The following is a 15,032-nucleotide window of genomic DNA, read 5'->3' as shown; positions in this document are numbered from 1 at the left end:
TCTCGGCGGTGGTGGTGGCGCCGGCCCTTCCCCTCAACTCGGGTTTGTTTGGCCCCCCCCCCCCCCCCCCCACCACAAGGCTGCTCCTACAACGGACGCGTCAGGCGAGCGATATTTGTTCTCTGCGCGACAGCGCAGCCCAAAAGGGCTGGGCAATCTCCCACGGGGGTAGCGTCCCGTCCTGGCTGGCGCCATTCCTGTAGCGGTTATGGCCTTGCTCAGAGACCTTGAAACCTGCGCGGTCGGTGTGGGAGCGGGTTTACCCGCGAACACCGGCGCAGCCGGTGCCAGCCACCCCGTCGCCTGTTTCGCGGGCACGCCCGCTCCCACAGGGATGGTGCTGGGCCTAAGGTCGGCGCCACTAAATCAACCCCCCATGCCTTCGTCTGACAGTTACCGCTCGACTGCCAGGACACCGCTCGACATGAATGCCGACCAAACGCTCAAGCTCGCCCGCCGCTTCATCGAACTCAGCCCCGACAAGCGCCGCCTGTTCCTCAAGGCGCTGCAGGGCGAGGGCATGGATTTTTCCGTGCTGCCGATTGCGCCCGGGGTAGAGGTGGCCGAGCGTGACCAGCTGTCGTACGCCCAGCGGCGCATGTGGTTCCTCTGGCAGCTCGACCCGCAAGGTGCGGCGTACAACCTGCCCATGGCCGTGCGCCTGAATGGCCCGCTGGACCTGGCAGCCCTGCAGCATGCCTTCGATGCCCTGGTGGCCCGCCACGAAACCCTGCGCACCCGCTTCGTCGCCGACGGCGATGACGTGCGCCAGCAGGTCGATGCCAGCGCTGCCCCGTTGCAGCTGCACCAGGATGCCCTGGCCGGCCTGGACGAAGGCGCCCGTCAGGCCGCCATCGAAACCATCGCCGAAGCCGAAGCCCTGGCCCCCTTCGACCTGGCCAGCGGCCCACTGCTGCGGGTGCGCCTGCTGCAACTGGCGGCACAGGAGCACATCCTGCTGCTCACCCTGCACCACATCGTCGCCGACGGCTGGTCGATGAACGTGCTGATCGACGAATTCCTGCACCTGTACGACGCCGCCGTGGCCGGCAGCGAAGCCCGCCTGGAACCGCTGCCGATCCAGTACCGCGACTACGCCCTGTGGCAGCGCAGCTGGCTCCAGGCCGGTGAGCAGGAGCGCCAGCTGGCCTACTGGCAGGCGCGCCTGGGCGACGACCATTCGCCGCTGGAGCTGCCACTGGACCGCAGCCGCCAGGGCCGCCCCAGCTATCGCGGCGCACGTCACGAGTTCCCTATCGCTGCAGATGTCGCCGAACGGCTGCGCGGCCTGGCACGCAAGCATAACGTCACCCTGTTCATGGTCCTGCTGGCCGCCTTCAAGCTGCTGCTGCAGCGTTACAGCGGTCAGTCGGCGATCCGTGTCGGCGTGCCCATCGCCAACCGCAACCGCGGCGAAAGCCAAGGGCTGATCGGCTGCTTCATCAATACCCAGGTACTGCACACCGAAATCGACCCGCTGCTGGACATCACCGGCCTGCTCCAGCGCGTGCGCGAAACCGCCGTAGGCGCGCAAAGCCACCAGGACCTGCCGTTCGAGCAACTGGTCGAAGCCCTGGACCTGCCGCGCAGCAGCGAGAGCCCGCTGTTCCGCGTGCTGTTCAACCACCAGGCGCAGGTGGCGGATGTGCAGGCCATCGAGACCCGCTCCGGCCTGAGCCTGGCGCCTGTCGTGCTGGCAAAGCACAGCGCCCGCTTCGACCTCGCGCTGGACACCCATGAGCGAGCGGGGCAGCTGCACGCAGCGTTCACCTATGCGACCGACGTGTTCGATACGGCCACCGTCGAAGCCCTTGGCGAGCAGTGGCTGGCCCTGGTGCAGGCATTGGCCGACGAAGCGGGTGGCGCAGTCGGGGAGCTGCCATTGCCAGGCCTGGCCCCTGCCATTGGCGCGCCTGCGCAGGCTGACGCAACGCTGCTGGTCCACCAGCGTTTTGCCTTGGCCGCCAGCCGCCACCCCGAACGCACGGCGGTGATGGCTGCGGGTGAGCAGGCCAGCTTCGCCGAACTCGATGCCCGCGCCGAGGCCATTGCAGGCCGGCTGGTGGAAGCCGGAGCAGGGCCGGACACACTGGTCGGCGTGCTGGCCGACCGCAGTGTCGGCATGCTCGCCAGTATCCTCGGCGTGCTCAAGGCCGGTGGCGCCTACCTGCCACTGGAGCCCGAGCAGCCGGCCGAACGCTTGGCCTACATGCTTGCCGACAGCGGCACGCGCCTGGTACTGGCGCCCGGTAACTGGCAGGCCGAACTGCCCGAGGGCGTGCAGCGCCTGGACTGGGCGCAAACCTACAACGGTAGCGCCGCCCGCATCGCCCCGACGCCGGCCAACCTGGCCTACGTGATCTACACCTCCGGCACCACCGGCCAGCCCAAAGGCGTGGCGATCAGCCACGGCGCCCTGGCCAACTACGTCGAAGGCATCGCCGCGCGCCTGCCGCTCGAGCGTATCCGCAGCATGGCCCAGGTCTCGACCCCGGCTGCCGACCTCGGCCACACCATGCTGTTCGGCGCCTTGTGCGGCGGCCATACCCTGCATTTGCTACTACGCGAGCAGGTGCTGGATGCCGAAGGCTTCGCCGCCTACCTGGCCGAGCACCAGGTAGACGCGCTGAAGATCGTACCGTCGCACCTGGAAGCCATGTTGGTAGCCGGCCGCTCGGCGCTGCCGGCACAGTGCCTGGTGCTCGGCGGCGAGGCCATCAGCCCGAGCCTGCTGGGCAAGGTCCGCAACCTGGCCCCGGCGCTCAAGGTGTTCAACCACTACGGCCCGACCGAAACCACCGTCGGTGTGCTGGTCGCCGAACTGAACGGGCAGGCCAGCCTCGGCCAGCCCCTGGCCAACACCCGCGTCGCGGTGCTCGACCGCTGCCTGCAACCCCTGCCGGCCAAAGCCAAGGGCGAGCTGTACATCGGTGGCGCCGGCCTGGCCCGTGGCTACCTGAACCGCCCGGCACTCACCGCCGAGCGCTTCGTCCCCGACCCGAACGGCAGCCACGGCCAGCGCCTGTACCGCAGCGGTGACTGGGTTCGCCAAGGCAGCGACCTGCAGTTCGCCGGGCGCATGGATGGCCAGGTGAAGGTCCGTGGCTATCGCGTGGAACTGGCCGAAATCGAAAACCAGCTGCGTGCCCTGGGCGGTGTCGCCAATGCCCTAGTGCGCGTGCATGGCCAGGCGCCGCAGCTGCAACTGGCTGCCTGGCTGGTGCCCAGCCAGATGCCGGCCGACAGCCTGGCCTGGCAGGAATCGATCCGCGCCAGCCTCAAGAGCCTGCTGCCCGAACATATGGTGCCGACCCACCTGATAGTGCTGGAGCACCTGCCGGTCACGGTCAACGGCAAGGTCGACGTCAAGGCGCTGCCGGAACCCGTCGCCACCCAGGTGGCCTATCAAGCGCCGCAGACCCCGCTGCAAACGCAATTGGCGCAGATCTGGGCGCAAGTCCTGCAAGTACCGCAGGTAGGCCTGGGCGACAACTTCTTTGCCCTTGGTGGCCATTCGCTGCTGGCCACCCAGGCGGTATCGCGGATACGCAAGCAATTGGGCGTGGATATCCCGCTGCGCAGCCTGTTCGACACCGTCGACCTGCAGGCCTTTGCCCAGGCAGTGGCCGAAGGCGAGCAGGGCGCAGGCCTGGACATCGAGATCCTCGACCGCCAGCAACCGCTGCCGGTGTCCCGCTCGCAAAACCGCCAGTGGCTGTTCTGGAAGCTCAACCCCGAAAGCCTGGCCTACAACACGCCGATGGCCGTGCGCATGCAGGGCCACCTCGACCACTGCGCCGTGCAGGCTGCGCTGGATGCCTTGGTAACCCGCCACGAATCGTTGCGCACGGTGTTCGTCGAGGCCGACGGCCTGCCCTGGCAGCGCATCCTGCCGGCCGCCACGGTACCGATCGGTTTCGAAGACCTCAGCGGCCAGGACCACGCCGCGCAGATGCGCAAGCTGGAAGCCGAAGCCTTCGTCCCGTTCGACCTGGAGCACGGCCCGCTGCTGCGCGCACGCTTGTTCAAGGTGCATGCGCAGGAGCACCTGCTGTCGCTGACCTTGCACCATATCGTCTCCGATGGCTGGTCCATGAGCCTGCTGGTGCGCGAATTCGCCGCCGCCTACAACGCCGCCGCCACGGGTCAGGCGCAAACCATCGAGCCACTGCCGGTGCAGTACGCCGACTTCGCCGCCTGGCAGCGCAAGTGGCTGGCCGAGGGGCAGATGCAGGCGCAGATCGACTACTGGAAGGCCCGCCTGGAAGATGACTTCGAAGTGCTGGAACTGCCTGCCGACCGCATTCGCCCGCAGGTCAAAAGCTACCAGGGCAGCCGCTTCGACGTGCGCCTGCCACAGGCCCTCACCGAGCGCCTGCGAGCACTGGCGGTGGCATCCAACGCCACGCTGTTCCATGTGTTCCTGGCGGCCTATGCCATCGTGCTGTCGCGCTACAGCCGCAAGGGCACGCTCAACATCGGCGTGCCGGTCACCAACCGCAACCGCCTGGAGCTGGAAGGGCTGATCGGCTTCTTCATCAACGTGGTGGTGGCCCGTATCAGTGTCGATGGCAGCCAGCCTTTCGCGCAGTTGCTGGCGGCCATCAAGGAAACCACCTTGCAGGCCCAGGCCAACAAGGACGTGCCGTTCCTCGAGGTAGCCGAGGCGCTGTACCCCGACCGTGGCCAAGGTGTGAACCCGTTCTTCCAGGTGCTGTACAACCACCTGCGCGACCTTGGTGAGCAGGTATCCAGCGATGCCCTGCACGGTCTGCAGGTCAAGGAAGTGGACCTGCTGGAGCCGGGCGCGCAGTACGACATTTCGCTCAATACCCTGGAGCGCTCCGACGGCGTGACTGCCTCGTTCAACTATTCCACCGACCTGTTCGATGCCGCACGTATCGAGCGCATGGCCGGGCATTGGCAAGCACTGCTGGAAGCCATCTGCGCCGAGCCACAGCGCTGCATTGCCGAGCTGGACTTGCTTGGCAGTGCCGAACGCCAGCAGCTGACCCACGGCTGGAATCCGGCGCCCCAGGCTGGCAGCGGCTTGTGTGCGCACCAACTGCTGTCACTCCAGGCCCACGAGCGGCCGGATGCGCTGGCGCTGATCTTCGACGACCAGCAGATGACCTACGCCGAACTGGACCGCAGCAGCAACCAGTTGGCCCACCGCCTGCGGGCGCTGGGCGTTGGGCCGGACTGCCTGGTTGGCGTGGCTGTCGAGCGCGGCCTGGGCATGGCCCTGGCGCTGATCGCCATTCACAAGGCGGGTGGCGCCTATGTGCCGCTGGACCCGGACTACCCGCAAGAACGCCTGGCCTACATGGTCGAGGACAGCAATATCGGCCTGCTGCTGGCCGACGCGCCCTCGCGTGAGCGCCTGCAACTGGGCAAGCAACTGCCCTGCGTGGTACTGGAACCGGGCACCGAGTGGCTGCACGCCTGGCCCGCCGAGCCGCTGGCCAACCTGGCGGCGCCGCACAACCTCGCCTACGTCATCTACACCTCCGGCTCCACCGGCATGCCCAAGGGCGTGGCCATCGACCACCAGGCCCTGTCGCTGTTCTGCCAGGTGGCCGGCGACTATTCGCGCCTCACCCCGAGCGATCGCGTGCTGCAGTTCGCCACCATCAGCTTCGATGGCTTCATCGAGCAGTTCTTCCCGCCGCTGGCCCAGGGCGCCTGTGTGGTGCTGCGCGACCTGCGGCTGTGGGACACCGCCACCCTGCTGGACGAGATCAACCGCCACGGCGTGACCGTGGCCGACCTGCCGGCGGCCTACTGGCGCCTGCTGGCGCTGGAACGCCGGGCCCCCGAGGCCTATGGCCGGCTCAAACAGATTCACGTGGGGGGAGAGGCGGTGCCGGAAGATGCCCTGCGCGCCTGGCTGGCCGATGGCCCGCCAGCAGTGCGCCTGCTGAACACCTACGGCCCGACCGAAGCCACCGTGGTCGCCACCACCTACGATTGTTCGCAGATGACCGTGGAGCAGATCAGCCTGGGCGGCGTACCGATCGGCCGTGCCTTGCCGGGGCGTACCCTGCATGCTCTGGACGATGGACTGGCGCCGACACCGGTGGGCGTGCCCGGCGAGCTGTTCATCGGCGGGGCAGGTTGCCTGGCGCGCGGTTATCACCAGCGGCCGTCACTCACCGCCGAGCGTTTCATCCCCGACCCGTTCGACCCGGTTGGCGGTGGCCGCCTGTACCGCACCGGCGACCTCGGCTGCTACGACGAAAACGGCCAGCTGGCCTATCGCGGCCGGGTCGACCACCAGGTGAAGGTGCGCGGCTTCCGTATCGAGCTGGGCGAGATCGAGCAGTACCTGCGGGCGCACCCGGACGTTCGCGAAGCCACCGTGCTGGCCATCGACCTGCCCAGTGGCAAGCAGCTGTGCGCCTATGCGGTGCCGGCCGAAGGCTACCGCGGCGATCTGCGCCAGGCCCTGAAGCAGTACCTCAAGGCCAGCCTGCCGGACTACATGATACCGGCCTACCTGGTGACCCTGCCGAGCATGCCGCTGACCCCCAGCGGCAAACTCGACCGCAAGGCCCTGCCGCTGCCCGACCCGAACCAGCCACAGCATGACTACCAGGCGCCGCAGAGCGAGCGGCAGCAGCAGCTGGCGAACATCTGGGCGCAGTTGCTGAACGTTGCCCGGGTCGGCCTGAACGACAACTTCTTCGAGCTGGGCGGCCACTCCTTGCTGGCGGCCCAGGCAGTGTCGCGGATCAACGTCGAGCTGGGGCTGGACATACCCCTGCGGCTGATCTTCAGCCACCCCGAACTACGCGCGTTCGCCCAGGCACTGGACGAGCAGGGCCTGTCGCTCTCCGACGATGGCCTGAGCGATATCGAACAAATGATGAATGCATTCACAGAGGCCTGACATGGAACTCACTGCCGCACAACGCATCGCCCAACGTTTCGTTGGCCTCCCCGTGGAGCAACGCCAGCAGATCCTGGAAAAGATGCAAGCCACCGGGCAGAGCTTCCGCCTGCTGCCCATCGTGCCCGCGCGCCAGGGCCTGGCGCGCATTCCGCTGTCGTACGCCCAGCAACGCCTGCTGTTTCTCTGGCAGCTGGAGCCCGACAGCCCGGCCTACAACGTGCCGATGGCAGTACGCCTGAAGGGCGCGCTGGACCAGGCGGTGCTGCAGCAGGCGCTGGATGCGCTGGTGCAACGCCACGAGTCGCTGCGCACGCGCTTCGTCTCGGAGGAGGGCGAGTTCTATCAGGAAATCCTCGAACACTGCCCGCTGGCGCTGGAACGGGTGATGTTCGACGGTGCCGCCGACGAGGCAGCGCTGAGCGTGGCCGTGGACGCCGCCCTCAAGCAGCCCTTCGACCTGCTGGCCGGCCCGCTGCTGCGGGTGACCCTGCTGCGCGTGGCCGCCGATCACCACGTGCTGGCGCTGAGCATGCACCACATCATCTCCGACGGCTGGTCCAGCGATGTGCTGGTGCAGGAATTCATCCAGCTGTACAGCGCCCTGGCCGAAGGCCGGCAGGCCGAATTGCCGGCGTTGCCGATCCAGTACGCTGACTACGCCATCTGGCAGCGCGCCTGGCTCGAGGCCGGTGAAGCGCAGCGCCAGCTGGCCTACTGGCAGGCCCAGCTGGGCGACGAGCAGCCGGTGCTGAGCCTGCCGCTGGACTTCGAGCGCCCGGCCACGCCCAGCCAGCGTGGCGCGGTGGTGCGCGTGGACATCGGCGCCGAACAGGCCGAGGCCCTGCGCAGCCAGGCGCGCAAGGGTGGCCACACGTTGTTCGTGCTGGTACTGGCGGCCATGGCGGTGGTGCTGTCGCGCTACAGCGGCCAGGCCGACATCCGCATCGGCGCCCCGAACGCCGGGCGCAACCGCAAGGAGCTGGAAGGCCTGATCGGCTTCTTCATCAACACCCAGGTGCTGCGCGTGCAGGTGGACGAGCGCGCCACCTTCGCCGCGTTGCTGGAGCAGGTAAAAGACGTGATCGGCGGCGCCCAGTCGCACCAGGAACTGCCGTTCGAGCACCTGGTCGATGCCTTGCTGCCCGAGCGCAACCTGGCCCACAACCCGCTGTTCCAGTTCAAGATCAACCAGCACGTGGCCGCCAGCGATGCAGGGCGCAAGCGCCTAGGCGCGCTGGAGGTGGAAGGCTTTGCCCGTGACGGCGGCGATGCCCGCTTCGACCTGGCGTTCGACTTCTCCGACAAGGCCGACGGCATCGAAGGCTACTTCACCTATGCCACCGACCTGTTCGAGCAGGCCACCATCGAACGCATGGCCGCTTCGCTGCGCCAGGTGCTGGATGCGCTGATCCGTGACCCGCAGCAGGCGATCGTCGACAGCCCGCAAGTGGCGACGCTGCTGCCGGCAGCCACGCAGGCCTACCCGCACGGCAACTTCCTCGCTTTGTGGCGCCAGGCAATGGCGCAAGGCCAGGCCCACGGCGGTGTGCGCGCCGGTGACCGGTTCATGACCCAGGCCGGGCTGGAGGCGGCGTCCAACCGCCTGGCCGACTACCTGCGCCAGCACGGCGTCGGTGCCGGCAGCATCGTCGCCCTGTGCCTGCCGCGCTCCATCGAGTGGGTCGGCGCCTTGCTCGCAGTACTCAAGACCGGCGCCGCCTACCTGCCGCTGGACACCCAGCAGCCGCAGGAGCGCCTGCAACAACTGATTGCCGACAGTGGCGCCGCCGTACTCCTGCATGAGCCGGGCGACCAGCGCTTCGCCGGCCTGGACGGCGTGCAGCTGATTGCCTGCGATCACACCGCCTGGGCAACCTGCAGCGACAGCCCGGTCGAGGTGGCTATCGCCGCCGAACAACCGGCCTATCTGATCTACACCTCGGGCTCGACCGGCCAGCCGAAAGGCGTGGTAGTCAGCCACGGGGCGCTGGCCAGCTACACCCAGGCGGTGCTGGAGCGCCTGCAACTGCCAGCCGCGGCAAGCATGGCGATGGTGTCCACCACCGCGGCCGACCTGGGCCACACCGTGCTGTTCGGTGCCCTGGCTTCGGGTCGCCTGCTGCACCTGTTGCCACAGGAACTGGCGTTCGACCCGGATGGCTTCGCCAGCTACATGGCGCAGCACCAGGTCGGCGTGCTCAAGCTGGTGCCGAGCCACCTGCAAGGCTTGCTGCAAGCGGCCCGCGCCGCCGATGTGCTGCCCGCCGAGGCATTGATCCTTGGTGGTGAGGCATGCAGCTGGGGCCTGTTGGAAAAAATCCGCGAACTGCGCCCGGCCTGCCGGGTCATCAACCACTACGGCCCGACCGAAACCACTGTCGGCGTGCTCACCTTCGAGCCGGGGCAGCCGATGCCAGGTTGCCGCACGGTGCCGGTCGGGCGCCCGCTGGGCAACGCCTGCGCCCAGGTGCTGGATGGCTACCTCAACCCGTTGGCGGCGCAGGTGCCCGGTGAGCTTTACCTGGGCGGGCAAGGCGTCGCCCAGGGCTACCTGGGCCAGCCAGCGTTGACCGCCGAACGCTTCGTGCCGACCGAGGGTGGTGCCCGCTTGTACCGCACCGGTGATCGCGCGCGGCTGACTGCCGATGGCCTGGTCGAGTTCATCGGCCGTGCCGACGACCAGGTGAAGATCCGTGGCTATCGCGTGGAGCCAGGTGAAGTCGGCCGGGTGCTGGCCGGCCTGCCCGGTGTCAACGAGGCCGCGGTACTGGCCTTGCCACTGGAGGGCGATGCCGAGCGCTTGCAGCTGGTGGCCTACGGTGTTGCCGACGCAGGCGTGACCGTGCAGCAACTGCAGGCGCAATTGCAGGCACGCCTGCCGGACTACATGGTGCCGGCGCAGATACTGCTGCTGGAGCGCCTGCCTCTGACCGCCAACGGCAAGCTCGACAAGCGTGCCTTGCCGGCACCAGGCGCGGTCAGCCGTGGCTATGTGGCGCCGCAAGGCGATATCGAGGAGAAGCTGGCCGCAGTGTGGGCCGATGTGCTCAAGCTGGAGCAGGTCGGCAGCACCGACAACTTCTTCGAACTGGGCGGCGACTCGATCCTCAGCCTGCAGATCATCGCCCGGGCCAAACGCCAGGGCATCAGGATCACCCCCAAGCAGTTGTTCGAACAACAGACCATCGCCCAGCTGGCCCAGGTAGCCAAGCGCATCGAGGCCAAGCAAGCGGTTGCGACCGCAGCCGTGGACACCGCCACCAGCGGCGAGGTGGCGTTGCTGCCGGCCCAGGCGCGTTTCTTCGAGATGGAGATCGCCCAGCCGGCGCATTGGAACCAGTCGGTGCTGCTCAAGCCTGCCAGCCCGGTTCAGGTGCAACACCTGGAGGCAGCCCTGCGCGCCGTGGTCGAGCAGCACGATGCCCTGCGCCTGCGCTTCAGCCGTGGCGAAAGCCAGTGGCAGGCGCGCTTCCAGCCGCTGGACAATGCACCACTGCTGCGCCAGCGCAACCTGGCCGCACTGAATGAGCTGGACGCCGCCGGCAACCAGGTGCAGGCCAGCCTGAACCTGGAGCACGGGCCGCTGCTGCGTGCCGAACTGTTCGATTTCGCCGATGGCCAGCAGCGCCTGCTGCTGGTGGTCCATCACTTGGTGGTCGACGGTGTGTCGTGGCGGGTGTTGCTGGAAGACCTGCAAGCGGCCTACCGGCAATTGCTGAATGGTCAGACCGTGAGCCTGCCCGCCAAGACCACCTCGGTGAAGGCCTGGGCCGAGCGCCTGGCCAGCCATGCCGGCAGCCCCGCATTGCAAGCACAGCACGACTACTGGCTGCAGGCGCTGGCCGGCGACCACGCCGAACTGCCGCGTGACAACCCGCAGGGCAGCCTGGCCAACACCCATGCCCGTACCGCCGCCACAAGGCTGGATGCCGAGCGCACCGCCAAGCTGCTGAAACAGGCCCCGGCGGCCTACCGCACGCAGATCAACGACCTGCTGCTGACCGCGCTGGCGCGCACGCTGTGCCAGTGGAGCGCACAGGACAACGTGCAGGTACTGCTGGAGGGCCATGGCCGCGAAGACCTGTTCGACGACCTCGACCTCAGCCGCACCCTGGGCTGGTTCACCAGCCTGTTCCCGGTGCGCCTCACACCCGGCCAGGACCTGGGCCAGTCGATCAAGGCGATCAAGGAGCAACTGCGCGGCGTGCCGGACAAGGGCCTCGGCTACGGCTTGCTGCGTTACTACGGCGACGCTGAAGTGCGTGACCGGCTCGAGCGCGCCGCCCAGGCCCGTGTCACCTTCAACTACCTGGGCCAGTTCGATGCCAGCTTCGATGCCGAGGCCGGCGCCCTGTTCACCCCGAGCGGGGAAAGCGCAGGCCGTACCCAATGTGCCGGCGCACAACTGGGCAACTGGCTGAGCATCACCGGCCAGGTGTACGGCGGCGAGCTGTTCCTGGAGTGGACCTACAGCGCCGACGTTCATCACCCGGCCACCATCGAGAAGCTGGCCCAGGCCTACGGGCAGGCCTTGGCAGAGCTGGTCGAGCACTGCTGCGATGCGCGGCACCAGGGCGTGACGCCGTCGGACTTCCCGCTGGCTGAGCTGACCCAGGCGCAACTGGACAGCCTGCCGCTGGAGCCCGGGCAGATCGCCGATGTGTACCCGCTGTCACCCATGCAGCAGGGCATGTTGTTCCACACCCTTTACGACCAGCAGGCCGGCAACTACATCAACCAGCTGCGCGTGGATGTGGAGGGGCTGGATGTGCAGCGTTTCCAGCAGGCGTGGCAGGCCACGCTCGATGCCCACGACATCCTGCGCAGCGGTTTCGTCTTGCAAGGCGAACTGGAGCAGGCCGTACAGGTGGTACGCAAGGCCGTCGAATTGCCGTGCAGCGAGCATGACTGGCGTGGCCAGCCGGCGCTGGAGCAGGCATTGCAGGCCCTGGCCGAGGGTGAGCGCCAGCGCGGTTTCGACCTTGCTGCCGCGCCGCTGCTGCGCCTGGTACTGGTACGCACGGGCGATACCCGCCACCACCTGATCTACACCAACCACCACATCCTGATGGACGGCTGGAGCACCTCGCGCCTGTTGGGCGAAGTGCTCCAGCGCTATGCCGGCCTGGCGCCGCAGGCACAGGCTACGCACTACCGCGACTACATCGCCTGGCTGCAGGGCCAGGACGCGGCCGTTGCCGAAGCCTTCTGGAAAGCCCAGCTTGCGGCCCTGGACGAGCCGACCCGCCTGGCCCAGGCCATCGCCGGCAGTGCAGGCGCAAGCGGTAGCGGTCATGGCGACCACCGCCTGGCCTTCGACCCTGAGCAAACCGCACGCATCGAAGCCTTCGCCCGGGCCAACCGGGTCACGGTCAACACCTTGGTGCAATCGGCCTGGCTGCTGCTGTTGCAGCGCTGCACCGGCCAGGCCAGCGTGTGCTTCGGCGCCACGGTCGCCGGCCGCCCGGCAGACCTGCCGGGGGTGGAGGAGCAGATCGGCCTGTTCATCAACACCTTGCCGGTGATCGGCGCCCCGCGTGCCGAGCAGACCGTGGCCGAGTGGATCGGCCAGGTGCAGGCCGGCAACCTGGCCGTGCGCGAGTTCGAGCACACCCCGCTGTACGATGTGCAGCGCTGGGCGGGGCAGGGCGGTGACGCCTTGTTCGACAGCATCCTGGTGTTCGAGAACTACCCGGTGGCCGAGGCGCTGCAACAGGGCGCGCCCGGTGGCCTGCGCTTCGGCGACGTGGCCGTGCAGGAGCAGACCAATTACCCGCTGACCCTGGTGGTGGAACTGGGCACCACGCTGTCGGTGCAGTACAGCCACGACCGTGCGCTGTGGAGCGACGAGAGCGTTGGCCGCCTGGCTGGCTACTTTGCCAACCTGCTGCAGGCGCTGGTGGAGAATGCCGACGCGGTGGTGGGCGAGCTGCCAATGCTGGGCCTGCCAGAACAGCAACAGATGGTCGAAGGCTGGAACGAAACCCAGGCAGCGTACCCGCACGAGCGCAGCATTCATCAGCTGATCGAAGCCCAGGTGTTTGCCACCCCGCACGCTCCGGCGCTGGTGTTTGGCGAGCAGACCCTGAGCTATGCCGAGCTTAACCGCCGTAGCAATCAACTGGCGCACAAGCTGCGTGAGCAGGGCGTCGGGCCGGATGTGCTGGTAGGCATCGCCATGGAACGCAGCCTGGAGATGGTCATCGGCCTGCTGGGTATCGTGAAGGCCGGTGGTGCCTATGTGCCGCTGGACCCGGAATATCCACAGGACCGCCTGAGCTACATGTTCGAGGACAGCGGCATCGCCTTGCTGCTGACCCAGTCGCACTTGCGCGAGACCCTGCCGATCCCGGCCGGCCTGCGCAGCCTGGACCTGGACACCGAGAATTTCGACGGCTACAGCGATGCCAACCCGAACATCGACGTGGCCCCGCAGAACCTCGCCTACGTGATCTACACCTCCGGCTCCACCGGTCGCCCGAAGGGCGCTGGCAACAGCCATCAGGCGCTGGTCAACCGGCTGTGCTGGATGCAGAAAGCCTACGGGCTGGACGCCAGCGACAGCGTGTTGCAGAAAACCCCGTTCAGCTTCGACGTGTCGGTGTGGGAGTTCTTCTGGCCGCTGATGACCGGCGCACGCCTGGTCATGGCCCACCCGGGCGCGCACCGCGACCCGCAGCTGCTGGTCGAAGCCATCAACCACCACGGCATCAGTACGCTGCACTTCGTGCCGTCGATGCTGCAGGCGTTCATGACCCACGAAGCGGTCGAAAGCTGCATCAGCCTCAAGCGCGTGGTGTGCAGCGGTGAGGCGTTGCCGGCCGAACTGGCCCGCCAGACCCTGCAACGCCTGCCGGCGGCGGGCCTGTACAACCTGTACGGCCCGACCGAAGCGGCGATCGACGTGACCCATTGGACCTGCCAGCCGGACGAAAGCATCAGCGTGCCGATCGGCCAGCCGATCGACAACCTCAAGACCCACATCCTCGAAGGCAGCCTGCAACCGGCGGTGCGCGGCAGTGCTGGCGAGCTGTACCTCGGTGGTGTCGGCCTGGCCCGTGGTTACCACCAGCGCCCGGCGCTGACCGCCGAACGCTTCGTGCCGGACCCGTTCAGCGACAACGGCGGGCGCCTGTACCGCACCGGCGACCTGGCGCGCTACCGCGCCGATGGCGTGATCGACTACGCCGGGCGCATCGACCACCAAGTGAAAATCCGCGGCCTGCGCATCGAACTGGGCGAGATCGAGGCGCGTCTATTGGAACTGCCGAGTGTGCAGGAAGCTGTGGTACTGGCTCAGGACGGGCCAAGCGGCAAGCAGCTGGTGGGCTATGTGGTGCCCGTCGACAGCACGCAAGACGAAGGCGCATTGCGCGACAGCCTGCGCGAGGCGCTGAAGGCCGGTTTGCCGGACTACATGGTGCCGGCGCACCTGCTGCTGCTCGGCAAGCTGCCGGTGACGCCGAACGGCAAGCTGGACCGCAAGGCCCTGCCGCAGCCGGATGCCAGCCAGTCGCAGAGCGAGTACGTCGCGCCGCGGAGTGATCTGGAAGAGCAGATCGCGGCGATCTGGGCCGATGTGCTGCAGCTGGAGAAGGTTGGCCTGGGTGACAACTTCTTCGAGCTTGGCGGGCACTCCTTGCTGGCCACCTCGGTGATCGTGCGCATCCGGGAGCAGGCGGGGGTAGTGGCCGAATTGAAAGAACTCTTCGAGTTCCCGGTGCTGGCTGACTTCAGTCGCCAGCTGGAGACCAGGGCGCCCGTGGTCGATTCCACCCAGGACCAGTTGGCCAGATCCCTGGCGCTGCTTGATAGCCTGAGCATGGAAGAGCTCGATGAGCTGATTTCCTGAGGCCCTGATGTGATCCGTGCATGTGGGTAAACCCTTTCCCACAGATATGAGGCATCCTTCAGCTGGTGGGGTCCTTGTGGGAGCGGGTTCACCCGCGAAGCAGGCGACGCGGTGGATGGCACCGGCTGCGCCGGTGTTCGCGGGTAAACCCGCTCCCACAGGTACGGCGTATTCCTTCAGCTGGTGGAGTCCCTGTGGGAGCGGGCATGCCCGCGAAGCAGGCGACGCGGTGGATGGCACCGGCTACGCCGGTGTTCGCGGGCGCGCCCGCGAAGCAGGCGACGC

The 15,032-nt window shown here is 67.7% G+C and carries 2 protein-coding genes; both read left to right on the top strand.

Going from position 1 to position 15,032, the window contains the following annotated elements:
• Window positions 1-424 precede the first annotated feature (424 nt).
• Entirely contained in the window at window positions 425-6,892 is a 6,468-nt protein-coding gene (locus ABIB24_RS26435) for a non-ribosomal peptide synthetase (protein WP_354317680.1), read from the top strand.
• A 1-nt stretch (window position 6,893) separates the two neighbouring features.
• Window positions 6,894-14,747: a non-ribosomal peptide synthetase gene (locus ABIB24_RS26430; RefSeq protein WP_354317678.1), complete on the top strand. Its 7,854-nt coding sequence runs from the start codon at window positions 6,894-6,896 to the stop codon at window positions 14,745-14,747.
• Window positions 14,748-15,032: the final 285 nt, after the last annotated feature.

This window comes from Pseudomonas sp. UYEF17 (assembly GCF_040546125.1).
In the GTDB taxonomy this organism is placed as follows: Bacteria; Pseudomonadota; Gammaproteobacteria; order Pseudomonadales; family Pseudomonadaceae; genus Aquipseudomonas; species Aquipseudomonas putida_Z.
The sequence above is the reverse complement of the archived record's forward strand: the minus strand, read 5'-3'. Positions and strand labels throughout refer to the sequence as shown.